This window comes from Rosettibacter firmus (assembly GCF_036860695.1).
GTDB classification, from domain to species: domain Bacteria; phylum Bacteroidota; class Ignavibacteria; order Ignavibacteriales; family Melioribacteraceae; genus Rosettibacter; species Rosettibacter firmus.
In genome coordinates this window covers 349,560-368,765 of sequence record NZ_JAYKGJ010000001.1, presented here as the reverse complement: position 1 = coordinate 368,765, position 19,206 = coordinate 349,560, and the positions used below count along the sequence as shown (strand labels likewise).

Annotated in this window: 22 protein-coding genes; 18 read left to right on the top strand and 4 right to left on the bottom strand. The window is 29.0% G+C overall.

The window, feature by feature from the left end; genetic code table 11:
- Positions 1-100 precede the first annotated feature (100 nt).
- From dapF to VJY38_RS01525, 12 genes are all read left to right on the top strand, one after another.
- Complete coding sequence (dapF, locus tag VJY38_RS01580; protein ID WP_353678914.1) at positions 101-955, top strand: diaminopimelate epimerase; 855 nt, start codon at positions 101-103, stop codon at positions 953-955.
- An 11-nt stretch (positions 956-966) separates the two neighbouring features.
- Positions 967-1,269 carry an antibiotic biosynthesis monooxygenase gene (locus VJY38_RS01575; RefSeq protein ID WP_353678913.1) on the top strand — a complete coding sequence of 101 codons (303 nt, stop codon included), beginning with the start codon at positions 967-969 and terminating at the stop codon, positions 1,267-1,269.
- A 50-nt stretch (positions 1,270-1,319) separates the two neighbouring features.
- Positions 1,320-2,360, top strand: a complete 1,041-nt coding sequence (locus VJY38_RS01570) for a CehA/McbA family metallohydrolase (protein WP_353678912.1) — start codon at positions 1,320-1,322, stop codon at positions 2,358-2,360.
- Between the two features lie 50 nt (positions 2,361-2,410).
- A complete protein-coding gene (locus tag VJY38_RS01565) occupies positions 2,411-3,100 on the top strand; it encodes a tetratricopeptide repeat protein (RefSeq protein ID WP_353678911.1) in 690 nt (229 codons plus the stop codon).
- A 196-nt stretch (positions 3,101-3,296) separates the two neighbouring features.
- On the top strand, positions 3,297-3,770 hold the full coding sequence (accB, locus tag VJY38_RS01560; RefSeq protein ID WP_353678910.1) for an acetyl-CoA carboxylase biotin carboxyl carrier protein: 474 nt from the start codon (positions 3,297-3,299) through the stop codon (positions 3,768-3,770).
- A 26-nt stretch (positions 3,771-3,796) separates the two neighbouring features.
- A complete protein-coding gene (accC, locus tag VJY38_RS01555; RefSeq protein WP_353678909.1) occupies positions 3,797-5,137 on the top strand; it encodes an acetyl-CoA carboxylase biotin carboxylase subunit in 1,341 nt (446 codons plus the stop codon).
- An 8-nt stretch (positions 5,138-5,145) separates the two neighbouring features.
- Positions 5,146-5,526 (top strand): glycine cleavage system protein GcvH, encoded by a 381-nt coding sequence (gcvH, locus tag VJY38_RS01550; protein WP_353678908.1) that lies wholly within the window; start codon positions 5,146-5,148, stop codon positions 5,524-5,526.
- 42 nt (positions 5,527-5,568) lie between these two features.
- Positions 5,569-7,110 carry a glutamine-hydrolyzing GMP synthase gene (guaA, locus tag VJY38_RS01545; RefSeq protein WP_353678907.1) on the top strand — a complete coding sequence of 514 codons (1,542 nt, stop codon included), beginning with the start codon at positions 5,569-5,571 and terminating at the stop codon, positions 7,108-7,110.
- Between the two features lies 1 nt (position 7,111).
- Entirely contained in the window at positions 7,112-7,792 is a 681-nt protein-coding gene (gene radC, locus VJY38_RS01540; RefSeq protein WP_353678906.1) for a RadC family protein, read from the top strand.
- A gap of 144 nt (positions 7,793-7,936) precedes the next feature.
- Complete coding sequence (locus VJY38_RS01535) at positions 7,937-8,212, top strand: hypothetical protein (RefSeq protein WP_353678905.1); 276 nt, start codon at positions 7,937-7,939, stop codon at positions 8,210-8,212.
- Between the two features lie 31 nt (positions 8,213-8,243).
- Positions 8,244-8,939 carry a LysM peptidoglycan-binding domain-containing protein gene (locus VJY38_RS01530; RefSeq protein ID WP_353678904.1) on the top strand — a complete coding sequence of 232 codons (696 nt, stop codon included), beginning with the start codon at positions 8,244-8,246 and terminating at the stop codon, positions 8,937-8,939.
- A 231-nt stretch (positions 8,940-9,170) separates the two neighbouring features.
- Entirely contained in the window at positions 9,171-9,998 is an 828-nt protein-coding gene (locus VJY38_RS01525; protein WP_353679929.1) for a PhoH family protein, read from the top strand.
- 30 nt (positions 9,999-10,028) lie between these two features.
- On the opposite strand, the gene mazG is transcribed toward VJY38_RS01525, so the two are convergent.
- Entirely contained in the window at positions 10,029-10,790 is a 762-nt protein-coding gene (mazG, locus tag VJY38_RS01520; RefSeq protein ID WP_353678903.1) for a nucleoside triphosphate pyrophosphohydrolase, read from the bottom strand.
- A 130-nt stretch (positions 10,791-10,920) separates the two neighbouring features.
- On the opposite strand from mazG, the gene VJY38_RS01515 reads away from it, so the two are divergent.
- The 5 genes from VJY38_RS01515 to argS all read left to right on the top strand — a co-directional run bounded on the left by VJY38_RS01515 (position 10,921) and on the right by argS (position 14,571).
- A complete protein-coding gene (locus VJY38_RS01515; RefSeq protein WP_353678902.1) occupies positions 10,921-11,379 on the top strand; it encodes a RidA family protein in 459 nt (152 codons plus the stop codon).
- Between the two features lie 112 nt (positions 11,380-11,491).
- A complete protein-coding gene (locus tag VJY38_RS01510) occupies positions 11,492-11,986 on the top strand; it encodes a hypothetical protein (RefSeq protein WP_353678901.1) in 495 nt (164 codons plus the stop codon).
- A 178-nt stretch (positions 11,987-12,164) separates the two neighbouring features.
- On the top strand, positions 12,165-12,521 hold the full coding sequence (locus VJY38_RS01505) for a LytR C-terminal domain-containing protein (RefSeq protein ID WP_353678900.1): 357 nt from the start codon (positions 12,165-12,167) through the stop codon (positions 12,519-12,521).
- Between the two features lie 7 nt (positions 12,522-12,528).
- On the top strand, positions 12,529-12,939 hold the full coding sequence (gene rsfS / locus VJY38_RS01500) for a ribosome silencing factor (protein ID WP_353678899.1): 411 nt from the start codon (positions 12,529-12,531) through the stop codon (positions 12,937-12,939).
- Positions 12,940-12,942: 3 nt separating this feature from the next.
- Positions 12,943-14,571, top strand: a complete 1,629-nt coding sequence (gene argS, locus VJY38_RS01495; RefSeq protein WP_353678898.1) for an arginine--tRNA ligase — start codon at positions 12,943-12,945, stop codon at positions 14,569-14,571.
- On the opposite strand, the gene VJY38_RS01490 is transcribed toward argS, so the two are convergent.
- Genes VJY38_RS01490 through surE form a run of 3 tightly spaced genes read right to left on the bottom strand, consistent with a single transcriptional unit; the run spans position 14,572 to position 18,194 of the window.
- Complete coding sequence (locus tag VJY38_RS01490; RefSeq protein WP_353678897.1) at positions 14,572-15,255, bottom strand: ComF family protein; 684 nt, start codon at positions 15,253-15,255, stop codon at positions 14,572-14,574.
- 23 nt (positions 15,256-15,278) lie between these two features.
- On the bottom strand, positions 15,279-17,408 hold the full coding sequence (locus VJY38_RS01485) for a vWA domain-containing protein (protein ID WP_353678896.1): 2,130 nt from the start codon (positions 17,406-17,408) through the stop codon (positions 15,279-15,281).
- A 3-nt stretch (positions 17,409-17,411) separates the two neighbouring features.
- Positions 17,412-18,194 carry a 5'/3'-nucleotidase SurE gene (gene surE, locus VJY38_RS01480; protein WP_353678895.1) on the bottom strand — a complete coding sequence of 261 codons (783 nt, stop codon included), beginning with the start codon at positions 18,192-18,194 and terminating at the stop codon, positions 17,412-17,414.
- 164 nt (positions 18,195-18,358) lie between these two features.
- Here surE and VJY38_RS01475 point away from each other — a divergent pair, with 164 nt between their 5' ends.
- Positions 18,359-19,189 (top strand): hypothetical protein, encoded by an 831-nt coding sequence (locus VJY38_RS01475; RefSeq protein WP_353678894.1) that lies wholly within the window; start codon positions 18,359-18,361, stop codon positions 19,187-19,189.
- Positions 19,190-19,206 lie beyond the last annotated feature (17 nt).

Sequence of the window (19,206 nt, the reverse complement as noted above, 5' to 3'; positions counted from 1 at the left end):
TTCGTAGATTCGTAAATATTAATAAGCTTAAATTAAATTTCCCACCCAAATACCTTTTTCGTTGCTTTCAGTTTAAGTTTGCCTTAAATTTGAAATCGTTATGAATAATTTTTTATTTACAAAATTAACTGCTGCAGGAAATGATTTTATATTAATCGATAGAAAGCTGAATCCTTCTATCGATTTAAATAGTGCTTTTATAAAAAAAATATGTGATAGAAGAACAGGAATTGGAGCCGATGGAGTTCTGGAATTTTCTGATTCTTCTACTTATCCGTTCGAATTAAAGTATTTTAATTCTGATGGATCTACAGGAGTACTTTGTGCAAATGGTGCACGTTGTGCTCTTAGATATGCTTTTTTAAGTGGTAGAATTGGCAAAGAACACACAAAATTTATTGTAAATGATACTGAATATAGCGGAGAAGTTCTGGACGACAAACTTGTTAAATTTAATTTGAATGAACCAAAAAATATTAAAATGAATTTTAAGATTAAAGCAGCTAATCAATTAATTAATGCTTCTTATATTAATACTGGTGCACCACACGTTGTTATTAAAATTACTGATATACTTAAAAATCCAAAACAACCATATTCTTTTTATAATGAACTTGAAGAAATCCCAGTTTTTGAGATAGGAAGGGAAATTAGATATCACAGAGACTTTCAACCTGATGGTACAAATGTAAATTTTATTGATATTCAAAATGATTATATAAAAATAAGGACTTATGAGAAAGGGATAGAGGATGAAACACTGGCATGTGGTACTGGAAGTGTGGCTTCTGCATTAATTGGATACTTTAATTATAATATTCATCCTCCCATCAAGTTAATTACCAGATCGGGAGAGACATTTATTGTTGATTTTAAAATTGAAAATAATTCTATAAAGGATTTGTCGTTGACAGGTCCTGCAATTTTAGTATTTAAAGGTGAATTAATAAATTAATAGAGGAATACATGAGTAAAGTAATTTTTTCAATTCGCTACAATATTTATCCTGAAAAACGAAAAGAATATCTTGACATTGTTCGAGAATTAAAGACACTTGTAAAGGCAGAAGGCTTGGAAAGCTATTCAGTATATGAACAAAAAAATAAACCTAATAACTTTGAAGAAGTATACATATTTTCTTCACAAGAAGCTTTTGAAAATTTTGATGATAATCAAGATGAAAGGATAGACATTTTGATGACAAAACTTTCTGATCTAATAAAAGAACAATCTACTCAGTACACAACATTGATTGAGGTGAACAGCTGATAAATAACAATCCAGGATTAAAAAGCCTGCCTTTACAAGAAAGGTAATTTATGTTCGAATATACAGGTGCAATACATGTACATTCTATTTTCTCTGATGGCTCTGGTGATATAAAGGAAATAACTCAGAGTGCTAACGAGTCAGGATTAGATTTTGTTATTTTGACTGACCATAATACTCTGCGTGCATTACACGAAGGATATGAAGGTTGGTATGGTAATACTTTTCTTCTGGTTGGTTGTGAAATAAATGATAAAGAAAATAGAAATCATCTATTGGCACTTAATATAAACGAAGCTTATTCAACCCGTCTTCCTGCAAAAGAATATGTTCATAAAGTTAAAGAAGCCGGGGGGCTGGGTTTTATTGCACATCCTCACGAAAAAAGAAATTCAATGGAAAAACATCCACCATATCCCTGGACTGAATGGGACACAGATGAATTTACTGGAATAGAAATCTGGAATCATATGTCTGTATGGATGGAAAGTTTAACAGAAGAAAATAAGTATAATTATTTTGTTCACCCTTTAAGATCTATAACTCCACCACCAAAAGAAACTCTTGAGGTTTGGGATAAACTTAATCTTGAAAGAAAAGTTGTGGGCATTGGAGGAGTCGATGCACATGCTCATAAAGTAAATCTGCTCGGTTTTTTTGAAGTGGAAGTTTTTCCATATAAAGTTATGTTCAAATCTATAAGAACAAATATTCTACTTGATGAAGAAATAAATCCTTCCTGTGATATTTTGAAGACCAAAAGATTAATATACGATGCATTAAAAGAAGGAAGGTGTTTTGTGAATAATTATTACTATGGTGATGCAAAGGGTTTTCGCTTTTATGCTTTTGATGATAAAAATATTTTTCAAATGGGAGATACAATACCTCATTCACATGAACTAAAATTAAAAGTGATTATACCAGGCTCAAATGCCGAAATTAGATTAATTAGAAATGGAGAATTAGTTACAAAACAAATTGCTTCGGAATTAGAGTTCATGGTTATGGAAATTGGAGCTTATAGGGTAGAAGTTTATTTAAACGAAAATGCCTGGATTTTTTCAAATCACATTAGAATAGGTTTGTAATATTTACTAAATTTTAAGCTGTATTTTTTAAAATTTTTAAAGAGGTAACTGTGTTAGAAAAAAAGAAAAAAATCACAAAAAAAGAAATTAAACATGACCCATTAGTAACTTCATATTACAGGGCTTATAATTTCTTTCTGGAGAATCAGGCAAAAATTTTAATTGGTTTAGCAGTAGTAGCTTTAATAATTGTTTCAATAATTATATACTCTAATAAACGTTCCAGCGATAATATAACTGCAGCAAATTTACTTTCTAAAGTAATACCACTTTATAATAATGGAATGTATCATGAAGCTATTTATGGTCAGAAAGCTCAAAATATAACAGGATTAAAGACCATTGTAGAAAATTATGGTAACACAGAACAAGGGGAAGCAGCAAAAATATTTCTTGCAAATAGTTATTTGTTTTTAGGTAAAGTTGATAGTGCTTATCAATTTTTTAAAGATTACGATGGTTCGAATTTAATATTTAAAGCTGCATCTTTAGCAGGACAGGCTGTATATTTTGAAACTAAAAAAGAATATGAAAAAGCAGTAGATGCTTATAAAAAAGCAGCTAAAATTTCTAAAGAAAATCCTCTGAATGCAGATTATTTATTAAAAGCAGGGATCGACCTCCTCAAATTAAATAGAAAGGAAGAAGCTAAAGAAGTATTTGAAATTATTAAAAAAGAATACAAATCTTATCCCGAAGCAAGAGAAGTTGAAAGATATTTAATTCAAGTTGAAAGTTGAATTTTAAGTATTAACTTGATTTTATAGTTAATGCTAAATATATTTCACTGTATTTAAAGAATAAATTAAATATAAAATTATTATTTGCTTAAGGATGGACTTGTTTATAAAAAAAATTACCTTTCTAAAGCCTTCGGGGAAGAAATTAATTGTAATACCAATCTTCAATTAAAATAAAACTAATTTAAGAACGAACATGGATATAAATTTAATTAAGAAGTTGATTAAAATCGTTGAACAAAGTCAAATAACAGATTTCTCTGTAGAAGAAGGTGACTTAAAAATCAAAATATCAAAAAACTCACATTCTGGAAATGCAATAGCATATCAACAAACACCAGTATCAACTGAAACAATTATTAATCAAAGTACTGTACCTGCTTTAGAAGCACCAAAATTAATTGAAGCTAAAGAAGAAAAGAAAACGAATTTACATGAAATACGGTCTCCTATAGTAGGAACATTTTACAGAGCACCTGCCCCCGATGCAGATCCTTATGTGCAGGTAGGGGATATAGTATCTCCTGGAACTGTCTTATGTATTGTAGAGGCTATGAAATTAATGAATGAGATTGAGAGTGATGTGAGCGGTAAGATAGTAAAAATACTTGTCGAAAATGCCACACCAGTAGAATACAATCAACCTCTTTTTTTAATTGAATTAATGTAGTTTAATCTAACTTAAGAGAGGTTCTATTGTTCAAGAAAATTTTGATAGCTAATCGAGGCGAAATAGCACTTAGAATTATCCGAACTTGTAAAGAAATGGGGATTAAAACTGTTGCTGTTTATTCAGAAGCAGATAAAGAATCATTACATACATATCTTGCCGACGAAGCAGTATGTATTGGTCCTCCACCAAGTTCAGAAAGTTATTTGAAAATCCCTAACATAATTTCGGCAGCTGTTATTACAGGAGCTGAGGCAATTCATCCTGGTTATGGATTCTTAGCCGAAAATGCCTACTTCAGCGAAATTTGTGCTGATTCCAATATAAAGTTTATTGGTCCATCTGCAGATGCAATAAGAAAGATGGGCGATAAGGCTTTTGCAAAAGAAACAATGAAGAAAGTTGGCGTGCCTGTGGTTCCAGGTAGCAATGGAGTAGTTAAAGATATTAATGAGGCTAAGAAAATTGCTAAAGAAATTGGTTATCCGATTATGCTTAAAGCATCGGCAGGTGGTGGTGGAAAAGGTATGAGAATTGTCTGGGAAGAAAAAGATTTGCCAACTTTATTTCAAACCGCTAGTTCAGAAGCTAAAGCGGCATTTGGTGTACCTGATTTGTATATCGAAAAGTATATAGAAAACCCAAGACATGTTGAAATTCAAATATTAAGCGATTCGCATGGTAATGCTTATCATTATGGTGAAAGAGATTGCTCTATTCAACGAAGACATCAAAAACTAATTGAAGAATCTCCTTCGCCAATTATTACTCCAGAAGTACGACAAAAAATGGGCGAAGCAGCTTTACTTGGAGTAAAAGCTGTAAATTATGAAGGAGCTGGTACTGTTGAATTTCTTGTTGATAAACATCTGAATTTTTATTTCATAGAAATGAATACAAGAATTCAAGTAGAACATCCTGTAACAGAGATGGTTCGTAATCTTGACTTAATTAAACAACAAATTTTAATTGCTGCCGGAGAAAAAATTCAGGATCCACCATTAGAACCCAGAGGCCATGCAATTGAATTTAGAATTAATGCAGAAGACTCTGAAAATGGTTTTAGACCTTCTCCTGGCAAAATTGAATACCTTCATTTCCCCGGTGGTTTTGGAGTTCGTGTAGATTCTCATGTTTATAATGAATATGTTATTCCACCTTATTACGATTCTTTAATTGCTAAATTGATTGTTTGGGGAACCGATAGAAAACATGCTATTAATCGTGCACGTAGAGCTTTTGAAGAATTTGCAATTGAAGGAATTAAAACTACTATCCCATTCCATAAAAAAGTTCTTGAACACGAAAAATTTATAGAAGGAAATTTTGACACTTCTTTTATTGATAAATATTTTAATAATAAATAGAGGTAATTATGAACATTCCGAATAATCTGAAATATACAAAAGATCATGAATGGCTAAAGATTGATGGTAATATTGGTTATATTGGCATCACCGATTTTGCTCAAAGTGAATTAGGTGATATAGTTTTTGTCGATATTAAACCTGATTTAAAAGAGGTCAAAATGGGTGAACCTTTTGGTACTATAGAAGCAGTAAAAACAGTAAGTGATTTATATGCACCAGTTGATGGAAAAATTATTGAGATTAATCCTAAAATTAATAGTGAACCACAATTAATTAATTCAGATCCATATGGCGAAGGATGGATAATTAAAATTGAATTAACAAATCCACAACAAGTTAATGAACTATTGAATGCCGAAGAATATGAAGCACAACTGAGTAGTTAATTAAGTTATTATATGAATTATTATTGATAGAATTTGTTTATTATGACTCATCCACAAAAAATATTGGTATTAGATTTTGGTTCTCAATATACTCAATTGATTGCTCGCCGCATTCGTGAATCTAAAGTTTATTCTGAAATTTTACCCTGTAATGTTCCAATAGAAAAAATTATAAATGAAAAACCAACTGGAATCATCCTTTCTGGTGGCCCAATGAGTGTTTATGATGAAGATGCTCTTACAGTCGATAGAAAAATATTTGATCTGAATATTCCAGTACTTGGTATTTGTTATGGAATGCAATTAATAGCAAAATATTTTAATGGTAAAGTTGAACCTGCAAAAAATAGAGAGTATGGAAAAGTTCAATTGCAAATCATTGACAAAGATGAATTGCTTGAAGATGTTACGAATAAATCAATTGTGTGGATGAGTCACGGCGATTTTATAACTGAATTACCAGAAGGTTTTATAGTAACAGCTAAAACAGAAAATTCGCCTATCTGTGCAATATCAGATTCAAAAAGAAAAATTTATGGACTTCAATTTCATCCAGAAGTAGCACATACACAGGAAGGTAAAAAAATCATCGATAATTTTTTATTTCATATTTGTAAATGTAAACCTGATTGGACTCCGGAAAATTTTATTACAACAACAATTAATGATATTAAAGAAAAAGTTGGTAACAAAAAAGCAATTTGTGCTTTAAGTGGGGGAGTTGATTCTTCTGTTGCAGCAGTTTTAGTGCATCGAGCATTAAAAGAAAATTTAATTTGTATTCATGTCGATACTGGCTTGATGAGAAAAAATGAAAGTTCTGAAATTATTAAATTATTTCGAGACAATTTTAATATCCAGTTAATATTTGTTGATGCTTCAGATTTATTTTTAGAAAGATTAAAAAATGTAATCGATCCGGAAAAGAAAAGAAAAATAATTGGCAACACTTTTATCGAAGTCTTTGAAAATGAAGCTCGTAAATTTCAAGATGCAGAGTTTTTAGTACAGGGAACATTATATCCTGATGTAATAGAATCTGTTTCTGTAAAAGGGAAATCCGTTACAATTAAAACTCATCACAACGTTGGTGGTCTTCCAGAAAAAATGAATTTAAAATTAATTGAACCTTTTCGAGAATTATTTAAAGACGAAGTGCGTGCAATAGGGAAAGAATTAGGATTACCTGAATTATTTATTAATCGTCATCCCTTCCCTGGTCCTGGACTTGCTGTTAGAGTTTTGGGTGAAATAACAAAAGAAAGATTAGATATTTTACGCGAAGCTGATGATATTTTCATTAATTTATTACACGAAGAAGGTTATTATAATCAAATCTGGCAGGCTTTTGCTGTATTACTTCCAGTTCAAAGTGTTGGTGTTATGGGAGATTCCAGAACTTATGAAAATGTACTGGCTTTAAGAGCTGTAACTTCTGTAGACGGAATGACAGCTGACTGGTTTCGATTCGACTATAACTTTTTAGAGAAAGTAGCAAATAAAATAATTCGTTCTGTTAAAGGAATAAATCGTGTAGTATACGATATAAGTTCAAAACCACCTTCAACAATTGAATGGGAATAAAATGTCGAGGGTAAAAGAACTACCACCTGACGATAGGCCCAGAGAAAAATTAATTTTAAGAGGTGCACAAAGTCTTTCTGATGCAGAATTGATTGCTATATTATTAAGGACAGGAACTAAAGGAAAAAATGTAATTCAAATTGCACAAAGCTTGATAAGTAAATATGGAAATTTGAATATACTCTCTATGCAAACTATAGATGCAATAAGAAATTTCCCGGGTATAGGGAAAGATAAAGCAGCTACATTAATAGCTGCATTTGAAATAAGTAGAAGAGCTGATGCACAGAAGAAATGGTTCTCAAATAAAAAAATTACATCTCCACAGGATGTAGCAGAAATTTTTATTCCTCTATTACGTGATGAAGTAAAAGAAAAATTTTATGTAATATGCCTTAATACTGCTAATAAAATTATAAAGTATGAACTAATCTCAGTAGGTAATTTAAATTCAAGTGTTGTACATGCAAGGGAAATATTTAAAGTTGCAATTGAAAATAATTCTGCAAACATAATTTTACTTCACAATCATCCAAGTGGTAATCCAGACCCAAGCAAAGAAGATATTTCTATAACCAGAAAATTAGTTGAAGCTGGAAATTTATTGGAGATAAAAGTTTTTGATCACCTGATTATAGCCGGGAACAACTATACCAGTTTAGTTGAAAAAAGGCTGATTTAATAATAATTTTATTTAATAGTATAACGAATTTACTTTATTTTATTAAGAAAATAATTATATTTATATTTAATTATAAACGCTCTTTAATTTTTTAGTAATACTTAGATAAAGTTTACAAATTTTCACTAACTAAAGGAGAAGCATATGAAAAAGACCAAAAAATTAATTAGTACCGGGCTTATTACAGCCTTATTTGTTGGATTGTTTAGTTTAGCAGGTTGTGGTGGAGTATCGGAAAAAGAAATGGCAGAGTTAGAAGCTTTACGTTCAGAAGTAAAAGCACTTGAGAAGGAAGTTAATTCTTTAAAGAGTGAAAAAGCAGCCCTTGAAAGAGAAATTGCAGAAAAAAATGCAAAGCTCGATGAGTGCGCAAAAATTAAAGCAGAGACCAAAAAAAATCTTGAAAAACTTGGTTTATAAAAATAAAGTTTAATAACATAAAGGAGGAATAATGAAAGTTTACAAATATTTATTCGGAATTATAGCTTTAATACTCCTCTCCGCTAATGTTTTTGCGCAGGAGCAAGAAATGACAAAAGAGGAGTGGCAAAATGAAATAAATCGTTTGACTGAAAGAAAGGCATCTTTAACAACAGAATTAAACGCACTTAAGAAAGAAGTTGCTGATTTGAAAGCTACAAATGAAAAACTACAAAGTTATGATGATTGTATGAAAGAATTATATTCTATGGTAGGTGCAACAAAAGCTGATGTTGATAATTTTAGAACTAAACTTGATGCATTAACCAAAAAAATTGACAATAAAGAAGCTCCAAAAGCAGATCGACAGGCAGAATTAGATGGGATGAAGAAAAATAAAATATCTGCTCTTCCAGAATTTTTTGATAAAGTTCATAATCAATTACAAAGAAAACTTGATGCATGGGTAGAAGCTCCAAAGGAAATTAATTATACTGTTGTAAAAGGTGATTGCCTCTGGAATATTGCTAAAAAGAAAGAACATTATGATAATCCATTTGCCTGGCCAATTATTTACAGAGCTAATCGTGATAAAATTAAAAATCCAGATTTGATTTATCCTAAACAGGTATTTAAGATTCCTAATTTGACAGAAGAGGAAAAGGCTAAATATGATAAAATTAGAAGAAATTACAAGCCAGCTCCTCCAGCACAAACTGCAAAATAATTGGGTTTCGTTTTCAAAAAGTGTTAAAATATAATTTACATAAAGCCCTTTTCATTTAATAATGAAGAGGGCTTTTTGTTTATTAAAAAGGAGGTGCTTACGCAAATAGAAAAAGTATTAAAATTAGAAAACGTTGATTTAATTTCTTTACTCGGTTATAGAGATTCAAATCTGAAACCAATCGAAAATAGATTTTCGAGTAATATTGTTGTAAGGGGTGATAATGTAATTATTCAGGGTGTCGAAGAAGAAGTTAATGCTATCGAAAAAGTTTTTAAGGAAATGATTTTTGTTCTAAATACTACAGGAAAATTACAGGCTAATGATGTAGAAACTATAATCGATTTAACACTTCAAGGTAAAGAAATTATAAGTGAGAATGAATATGATAACATAGTTTTATATTCTAAAAAAGATGTTATAAAAGCTAAAACACCAAATCAAGTTCAATACATAAAATCTGTTAGAGAAAATGATATCTGCTTTGCTATTGGTCCAGCTGGCACCGGTAAAACTTATCTGGCAGTTGCTTTAGCAGTGGCTGCACTCAAAAAAGGTTTGGTGAAAAAAATAATATTAGCACGACCTGCTGTAGAGGCTGGAGAAAGTTTAGGATTTTTACCCGGAGACTTCAGAGAAAAAATTGATCCATATTTAAGACCTCTTTACGATGCACTTGAAGAAATGTTACCTTTAGAACAACTGAGAAACTATATTGAAAAAGGAATTATTGAAATTGTACCACTTGCTTATATGCGAGGTAGAACACTTAATAACGCTTATGTAATTCTTGATGAAGCACAAAATGCTACTGGCATGCAAATGAAAATGTTTTTAACAAGATTAGGACCAAATTCTAAAGCAATAATTACTGGTGATATAACACAAATCGATTTACCTTCATATTCTCAAAGTGGACTAGTTCAGGTAAAAGAAATATTAAAAGGTATTGAAGGTGTAAGTTTTGTTTATTTTGATAAGACAGATGTTGTTCGCCATAAACTTGTAAAAGATATTATTGATGCTTACGAAAAGCATTATAATGGAAATAAAAGTTGAATCTTAATTTCATAAATTGTAAATGAACACTTATAATTTAGATTTACTTTCCTCCCAGTATTTATCCATCTCTTCGAGAGAAGATTGAGTTATAGATTTACCACTTTCTTTAATTTTACTTTCAACATAATTAAAACGTGCAATAAATTTTTCGTTGGTTATTCTCAACGCATTCTCTGGATTAATACCAAGAAATCTTGCATAATTTGTTAAAGCAAAAAAGACATCCCCAATTTCTTCTTCTAATTTTTTATGATTATTCAATTTTTCACAGGCATGCATTTCATTTATTTCTTCTAAAACTTTTTTCCATACATCCTCTTTATTGCTCCAGTCGAATCCTATCTTGGAAGCTTTTTCTTGCAATCTATATGCCCTTGCTAAACTGGGTAAATTTTTTGGAACACCTTCCAGAATCGATTCTCTCCCTTCTGATAATTTAATTTCTTCCCAGTTTTTAAGAATCTCATCTGTGCCATTTACTTTTACTTCACCAAATACATGTGGATGACGTCGAATTAATTTTTCTTTTATTGTATCAATAACATCATTTATATTGAAGTGTTTATCTTCTTCAGCCATTACAGAGTGAAACAAAATATGAAGTAAAAGATCTCCAAGTTCTGCTTTCATTTCATCATAATTTTTTTCATCTATTGCTTCTATCAATTCATAAGTTTCTTCTATCGTTGCTCCTTTAATTGAATCGTGAGTTTGTTCTCGATCCCATGGACATTCTTTTCTTAATCTTTTCATAATATTGTATAGTTCTTCAAATTTTTCACCAGTCATAATTCACCTTTTTTTATTGCAAAGATAAGTATTGGTTTCTATAAAAATCTAATTTTAATAATATTTATTAATTTTTATAAATAAAAAAATAATTTCAATATATTTGCAATGAAATTATGGAGGAGTAAAAATGTATGAACAAAAAATTCGAGAAATATTAGGTTTCGATCTTCCAAATGCACCCAAACCAATTGCAGCTTATGTACCAGCTAACAGAATTGGAGATTTTATTTTTACCTCGGGGCAGCTACCAATTAAAAATGGTAAATTAATAGCCGAAGGGAAAGTAGGTTACGAAGTAGGAGAGGAAAAAGCAAAAGAATGCGCTCAAATGTGTGTTGTTAATTGTTTAAGTGCAATTAAATCATTGATAGGCGACCTTGATCGAATTGAACAAATTGTGAAGTTAACTGTCTATGTAAATTCCAGAATTGGATATTTAGAGCAACCAAAAATTGCTAATGGTGCATCAGAGTTTTTAATTAACGTATTTGGTGAAAAAGGGAAACACGCACGCTCTGCAGTAGGTGTTAGTGATTTACCATTAAATGCACCTGTTGAAATTGAGATGGTAGTTTTAGTAAAGTAATGTGATAATATTTTAATACCTTGATACTTTAAAAAAGATATTCTAAAATTGTGTAAGAATTTTGAAACAATCTTTAAAGTCGAATGTTAAATGTCAAAAAGCGAGGTTTACTATGAAAAAGCTTTTATTTCTTATGTTAATTGGTGTAGCTACTCTTAATGCACAGTTTAAAGATCAGAATAACAGTGTCGACATTAGAAATGGGGTCATTAAAAATTATTCATCCAGTTTATTTAATTTTTTTAAATCAGAAAATTTTAAAATGAACCATACATTTGATATATCTTATCAAACATTTGGTGCAGCAGGAAGTTTAGCATTAACCACATATACAAACAGTATGTTTTACAGAATTAATGATAAATTAAATATTCAAGCTGATATCAGTCTTGTAAATTCACCTTTTAATTCATTTGGGAAAGAATTTTCAAATAAAATTAATGGACTGTATTTAAGTCGTGCACAAATTAATTATAAACCTACTGAAAATATGTCCATAACTTTTCAATACAGAAACATACCTTCTTATTATTATCCTTACAATTATTACTCAAATTTTTATTACAGGGATATGTTTGAAAGATTCAATTATGATAATGAAAGATAGATTTTTATTAAATTTAGATTCGTAATTTTAGCTTAAATAATCCGCACAACAATTGGAAAAAAATAGCATTAAAAAATCCGCTAAGAAAAGAACAGATATAAAATCTTCCTCTGTAAACCTCCTTTTGAATATTATTAATTTCTTTTTACTTGCTATTATCATTTTTATGTTATACTCTTTGTATCTAAAAATTTCTGATGCTAAGACTACAACTAATACAGATCTACAATTACCTTCCGATATTATTCAGGTTGAAGTTTTAAATGGTTGCAATGTTTCTGGTGTTGCAGATAGATTTACAGAATATTTAAGAAACAATGGATTCGATGTTGTTAATATTGGTAATTATATTAACAATGATATGGATGAAACAATAATTATTGATAGAACTGGAAGAAAAGCTAATGCATATAAAGTTGCAGAAGCTCTTGGAGTAAAAAGAGAAAATGTAATTCAACAATTAAATGATAATTACTTTCTCGATGTTTCTATTATTATTGGAAAAGATTATTATAACTTAAAACCATTAAAATGAGGCTCTGGTGGATTCATTAAAATTTGCAAAACAGATTGCTCAATTAATACTTAATAAAAAAGGCTACGATATCAAAATACTCGATATTCGTAAAATATCTACTATTTCTGACTTTTTTGTTATCTGCTCGGCAGAAGTTGATAAACAGGTAAAAGCAATAGCAGATGAAGTAGAAGAAAAACTTACTAAAAAAGGAATTAAGTGTTTTAGCAAAGAAGGATACGAAACTTTGAACTGGGTTATTTTAGATTACTTTGATGTAATAGTTCATATATTTAGAAATGAAACAAGAAATTATTATAATCTTGAAAAACTCTGGGGTGATGCCCCATTAATTTCTTTCGATAACGAAGAAGAATCAACTATAAAAAGTACTAACAAAAAATCTAAAAGTACCACAAAAAAGAAAACGGAGTAATAATTGAAAAATTATCTTTATACTATTTTCGAAAAGCTCTCTAGTAGACTGGATTACTTAAAAAATGTTGATTTAATTTTTACTGTACCTAATCAGCAGTCGCATGGAGATTATGCGACTAATGTTGCAATGATTTTAGCAAAGTCATTAAAAAGAAATCCAAAAGATATTGCTAATGAAATTATTTCTAATCTTGATTATGATAATTCAATTATAGAAAAAATTGAAATTGCTGGACCAGGTTTTATTAACTTTTATTTTACAAAAAAATATGTGACAAATGTAGTTAAAGAAATAATAGAACAATCAGATAATTATGGTAGGTGGAATAAGTATAAAGGTAAAATTGCACAGGTAGAATTTGTATCTGCAAATCCAACAGGACCATTAACAGTTGGACATGGTAGAAATGCAGTTACAGGAGATACAATCGCAAATCTATTAGAGTGGATTGGTTATAAAGTAGAACGAGAATACTACTTTAATAATGCTGGTAGACAAATGCGTATACTTGGTGATTCTGTGCGTCTGCGATATCTTGAATTATTGGGGAATAAAATTGATTTTCCAGAAGAATATTATCAAGGAGATTATATAAAAGATATTGCAAAGAAATTATACGAAGAGTATGGTGATAAATTAATTAACGAAGATGCTGAAGGTATTTTTAAAAAGAGAGCAGAAAAAGAAATATTTGAAGACATTAATAAAACACTGAGTAGACTCAATATTCACTTTGATAATTATTTCAATGAAAATAGTTTGTATGAAGATGGTAGTATAAAAAAATTACTTGAAGTATTTGAAGAAAAGAATTTATCTTATGAGAAAGATAATGCTATCTGGCTTAAACTTTCTGAGCTGGGAAATGAAAAAGATAAAGTAATAGTTAAATCAACTGGCGAACCTACTTATCGCTTACCTGATATTGCATATCATATTACGAAGTTTGAAAGAAATTATGATTTAATTGTTGATTTATTTGGCTCTGACCACAATGCTACATACCCTGATGTTCTGGCAGGACTAAAAGCACTCGGTTATGATATTAATAAAGTAAAAGTGCTAATTCATCAATTTGTTACAATTGTTCAAAATGGCGAAGTTGTAAAAATGTCTACACGAAAAGCAAATTATATCACACTCGATGAACTGATTGATGAAGTCGGTAGTGATGTAGTTAGATACTTTTTTAACATGCGAAGTATTTCAAGTCATCTTAATTTTGATGTAGGTTTGGCTAAAAAACAAACAGAAGAAAATCCAGTATTTTATCTGCAATATGCTCATGCAAGAATATCTTCGATTTTAAGAATGACAAAAGATGAAAATCTAAATCTTTCTACTGAAAATCTTGAATTATTAACTACTGATGAAGAACAAAATCTCTTAAAAAAATTATATGAATTCCCAGACGAAGTTTTATATAGTGCAGAAAATTTTGAACCACATAGATTATGTATATACCTTGAAGAACTTGCAGCATTGTTTCATAAATTTTATACAGAGTGTAGAATAATTGGAAGTCGAAAAGAATTAGCAGAAGCAAGAATAGCACTGATTGTAGCTGTTCAAATAGTTTTAAGAAATGGTCTTAAAATTTTAGGAGTAACAGCACCCGAAAAAATGTAGTTACTGTGCTATTGCTATTGATAAAGCAAAAACATTTGATGCACCATTTAATTTTAATACTTTTCCACATTCCGAGATAGTTGCACCTGTCGTAATCACATCATCTACAAGAATTATGACTTTATCAACAATTAAATCTTTATTCTTAACTGTAAAAGCACCTTTTACATTTTCTTTTCTTTCTTCTAAATTTAATTCTGTTTGAGAAATTGTATAACGATTTCTTTTTAGTGCTCTCTCACTTACAGATATCGATGTAATTTCACTTAATCCTTTTGAAATATAATATGATTGATTATAACCCCTTTCAGCTTTTTTTAAATGAAATAGCGGGACAGGTATTATTAATTCAGCTTTCCAGTTTTTAATTTCCTGATAGAAATACTCACCAAGTAATTTGCCCAAATAGTGTCCTACTTTTATGTTTCCATTATACTTTAAATCGTGAATTACTGTTTGAAGTGCTTTATCTTTTTCAAAAACAAATAAAGAATAAAAGTCAGAAATTATTTTTTCTGTTTCAAACTTTCTTAAGAATTCATTTTTTAAAAACTCTTTATCTGTCCTTTTGATTGCAGCTAAACAGGTATTGCAAATATATTTTTCGATCTTTTTTAGTTTTGATTGACAGGATATACAGGTTCTCGGTAGAAAAAAGTCAATTGTTTGACTAATGATATCCATTTTAGAACTAAATTTGATTTATACTAAATCATTCCAGACCTTTTTCTTATAACCCATTCAACAGTAAGTAATATTATAATAATTATCAAAGTCCATTTATCTGTATGTAAATCTATTTCGATATTAGAAATTTTTTCTTTTGAAGCAGTTTTAAGAATTTTTGATAAATCTTCTTTTAATAAGTTAAGATCATCAATAAAATAAAATTTACCATTTGTTGAATTTGCAAGTTGATTCAAGAAATTAACATCCATTCTGGTGTTTAATTTTTCAATTTCGGTATCGGTTATAGTAAATCTATCTTTGTTGCTTTTCAATGTTATTCCATCATATTCTGCAGTAGCTTCGTAATAAAAATTTCCTGGTTGATTAATATTTAATTGTGTTTGGAATAAGCCATCTTTTATCTTATCTAAAACTAAGTTATACTTTTGTGTTTGATTATAGACTACTAAATTTATTTTTGCTGAATCAATAGGTGAAAAAGTATTATCATATAATTCAGCAATAAATTCAATAGGTTCACCAGTTGAGAAAATCTTTTTGTTTGTTCTAACAATAAATTGATTCTGTTTTTCTGAAATATTAAGCCATTTAATTATGTTATTGATAAAGTTAGAAAAAAATAAAGGATTTTTTTCTGCAGTTAAAAGTTGCCACTTCCATAAATCGCCAGATAATATTGCAAAAGATTTTATACTACCTAAATTCATACTTATAATTAAAGGAATATTTGTAGAAAGATTTCTTGATGTTCCTTTTACAAGAATTTCGCTTGCAGGCTTTGGTGTTAATTCTGTTGTGGTTCTCGTTAATGGAGGAAGATTTGACCATTCATTTTCTTCAAAAGATTTTTGAAAAATTAATTTAATTGAATTGCTTATAATGTTTGGTTCGATTTGAATAAAATTATTTGAGATATTATTAATATTAAAAGGTAATATTCTTTCAAAATTTTTTAATTGATGAATATCTGTATTATTTGAAACAACAATTAAGAAAGGTATTTTATTTTTTTCAATCTTTGAAAATATTTGCTCAGAATAATTGGAAGAAGTATTTATTGAAGGGAAATCGATTAGTATAATTACGTTTGCACTATCTACTTTATTATTAAAATTATCCCAGAATTTATTTTTTGTTATTTGAATAATTTTCTTTAGTTCTATACTTTTATCTTCTTCCAGTGCTTTTGAAATAGCTGATAAATCTGGTGAAGGACTCCCTGCAATTAAAACAACTTTTATCTTATCTTTTAATACATTTATAAAAAATGTTTTTTTATTGTTATAAGGATTTTCTTCTTCTTTTAATTGAGAAGTTTGTAAATGTAATTTTACATTGCCTATCCGTGATGGAGTGTAATCAAATTTAATTCTGTTCAATCCACTTTCGCTTAAAGTAATATTTTTTGTGCTGATTAATTTATCTTCTTCAAATAAAGAAACCGAAATAGTTTTATTACTTAAACCTGTATTTGTGATTAAAGCTTCAATTTCAGTTTGTTTGTTAGCATAAATAAATTTATTATGAATAACTTCTTTGATAGAAATATCTTTATAAGATGAAGTATCACCAATACCTACAGTGTAAATTGGTATATTTAATTTTTCAGCATCATATACTGGATTAGTTCCTTCTGTAATTATTCCGTCGCTAATAATTACTGCAGCAGCAATGTTATCTTCTGATTTTGAAAGATGAGAAATAACATTATTGAAGTTTGTCAGTGATTCATTATTATTAATTTTATTTAATGAATCAGGAGAAAGGGGAACTACCTTTACTCCAAATGTATGAATATTAAATTCTGAATTATTAACTGTAATTAATTCCTTAACAGCATTGATATTATCTTTAATTCTTTTTAAGCTATCTTTTACTACTATTGATTTTGAGTTATCAACATAAACATAAATTTTTGGTTTAATAATTTTCTTATAAGCAATTGTAACTATAGGTTCGAAAACCAGAAGTAAAATCAAAATAATGGTTAAACTTCTTAGAATAATTAAAAAAGTTTTAACTGGAGATGATACTTTTGGTAATGTATGTTTATAGATAAAAAAAGAATAAGCTGCCAGTATTAGAAAGAATATAATCAGGTAAACAAAATTTATGTCAGTAGAAATATTCAAGTAATCGAAAAACATTTGTTAACCTTTTTCAACAATTGATAACAAATTCTCTATATTCCAGGATTTCATAGTATTGTAGGTGGAATAATCAGTTAAATCAAAATGAATGGGAGAAATTGATACATAGTTATTTTTTATTGCAAAATGATCTGTGTTTAAATCTTTGTCTGTTTCAATTAGATTTCCTGTGAGCCAGTAATATTTTTTTCCATAAGGATCAATTCTTTCTTCATAAATATCGTCCCATTTAGATTTTCCCTGTCGTGTTAATTTTATTCCAGCTATTTGATTTTCTGGTAAGTCAGGCACATTAACATTTAATAATGTACCATTTGGTAATCCATTTTTTAAAACAAGTAAGGTAAGTGCTTTTGAAATTTTAGCTGCGTAATCGAAATGTTTTGCTGTATGATTGGTTACAGAAACAGCAATAGAAGGTATATCCATTATAGCCGCTTCTCGAGCAGCAGATACAGTTCCTGAATAAATAATGTTAATTGCAGTATTAGAACCATGATTAATTCCCGAGATAACAATATCAGGGGGACTCTTCATTATATTTCTTATGCCAATTTTCACACAATCAGCAGGTGTCCCTTCAACTGCATATCCGAAGAATTCACCATTATTAAAATATTCAATCACTCTTAATGGTATTTTCATTGTTATTGCATGACCAACTGCACTCTGTTCTGTTCTGGGAGCTACAACAGTTACTTCTCCAATTTTTTTCATTTCATTAGCAAGGGCTTTTATTCCTGCCGAATCGATTCCATCATCATTAGTAATTAGTATTTTCACAAGTCACCCTATTTTAATTAAAAAAGTATTGTTAGTTTTTTAATGCAAATTAAATTGATTTTAAAAACAAATATACTTAATAAATCATTTATTCATGATGTATAATTTTGTAATAAATCTTATCCTAAAATATCTTAATTTTGTAAATAATAATTATGGTCATCATGAATTTCAAAAGCACATTTTTTATTTTAATTATTTTTCCGTTATTAATAAGGGCACAGATTGATTCTTTAGAGAGTACCTACATTGATATTTACATAATTGATTCCTATATAACACCTGAACAACATAATTTTGTTCTTTCTTTTTTTACAGGGGACAGTTGTAAATCAAAAATTTTATTTGATAGTAAAGAAATGGTTGTATCGGATACTTTAACGAAAACGCATAAAATAGAAATTAATTTAAATGGAATGATAAATAATACAAGTGTAATTAAGTACAAAATATTATTAACAGATAAAAACAATCATAAAATCGAAAGCCAGATTTACGAAGTTGAAATTCCAGGTAACATATTATCTACATATCGAAAAGATGTTAGTCTAATGCAGGTTTGTTGTTTTGGTGGTATCTTTTTTGGTTTACCTTCACCTACATTAATTTTTAGAAACAATCAAAAACACTTAAGTCTAACAAAAGAAATTCCTGTTTTCTCTTTTTATAAAGGGAGTTACAACTATCCTTTTGGTTATATTGGTATTGAATATTCTTATATTTTTAAAGAAAAAGAGAATTTCTTGCGAGCAGGATATAAGCAATTAATTCAATTGAATTTTATAAAATATATTTCTTTGGGATTAAACTATTTTATGAACTTCAAAGGTTATAATGGTATTAGTTCTGAATTATCACTTGGATTGTTTCAAATACAAAATGTGTTTACTGCATATGTTCGTTATAGATATAACTTTCAACCCGATAGAAAAGGGACAGATTTTCATGAAGCTTCAATAGGAATTTACTCAAATTTCTTTTCAATAAATTTATGATGAGATAGGAGTGATAA

What these genes read in the sequence shown, in the direction of transcription:
- dapF (WP_353678914.1), top strand. Translation starts at nt 101, where the DNA reads ATGAATAATTTTTTATTTACAAAATTAACTGCTGCAGGAAATGATTTT.
- VJY38_RS01575 (WP_353678913.1), top strand. Translation starts at nt 967, where the DNA reads ATGAGTAAAGTAATTTTTTCAATTCGCTACAATATTTATCCTGAAAAA.
- VJY38_RS01570 (WP_353678912.1), top strand. Translation starts at nt 1,320, where the DNA reads ATGTTCGAATATACAGGTGCAATACATGTACATTCTATTTTCTCTGAT.
- accB (WP_353678910.1), top strand. Translation starts at nt 3,297, where the DNA reads ATGGATATAAATTTAATTAAGAAGTTGATTAAAATCGTTGAACAAAGT.
- gcvH (WP_353678908.1), top strand. Translation starts at nt 5,146, where the DNA reads ATGAACATTCCGAATAATCTGAAATATACAAAAGATCATGAATGGCTA.
- guaA (WP_353678907.1), top strand. Translation starts at nt 5,569, where the DNA reads ATGACTCATCCACAAAAAATATTGGTATTAGATTTTGGTTCTCAATAT.
- radC (WP_353678906.1), top strand. Translation starts at nt 7,112, where the DNA reads ATGTCGAGGGTAAAAGAACTACCACCTGACGATAGGCCCAGAGAAAAA.
- VJY38_RS01535 (WP_353678905.1), top strand. Translation starts at nt 7,937, where the DNA reads ATGAAAAAGACCAAAAAATTAATTAGTACCGGGCTTATTACAGCCTTA.
- VJY38_RS01530 (WP_353678904.1), top strand. Translation starts at nt 8,244, where the DNA reads ATGAAAGTTTACAAATATTTATTCGGAATTATAGCTTTAATACTCCTC.
- mazG (WP_353678903.1), bottom strand. Translation starts at nt 10,790, where the DNA reads ATGACTGGTGAAAAATTTGAAGAACTATACAATATTATGAAAAGATTA.
- VJY38_RS01515 (WP_353678902.1), top strand. Translation starts at nt 10,921, where the DNA reads ATGTATGAACAAAAAATTCGAGAAATATTAGGTTTCGATCTTCCAAAT.
- VJY38_RS01510 (WP_353678901.1), top strand. Translation starts at nt 11,492, where the DNA reads ATGAAAAAGCTTTTATTTCTTATGTTAATTGGTGTAGCTACTCTTAAT.
- VJY38_RS01490 (WP_353678897.1), bottom strand. Translation starts at nt 15,255, where the DNA reads ATGGATATCATTAGTCAAACAATTGACTTTTTTCTACCGAGAACCTGT.
- VJY38_RS01485 (WP_353678896.1), bottom strand. Translation starts at nt 17,408, where the DNA reads ATGTTTTTCGATTACTTGAATATTTCTACTGACATAAATTTTGTTTAC.
- VJY38_RS01475 (WP_353678894.1), top strand. Translation starts at nt 18,359, where the DNA reads ATGAATTTCAAAAGCACATTTTTTATTTTAATTATTTTTCCGTTATTA.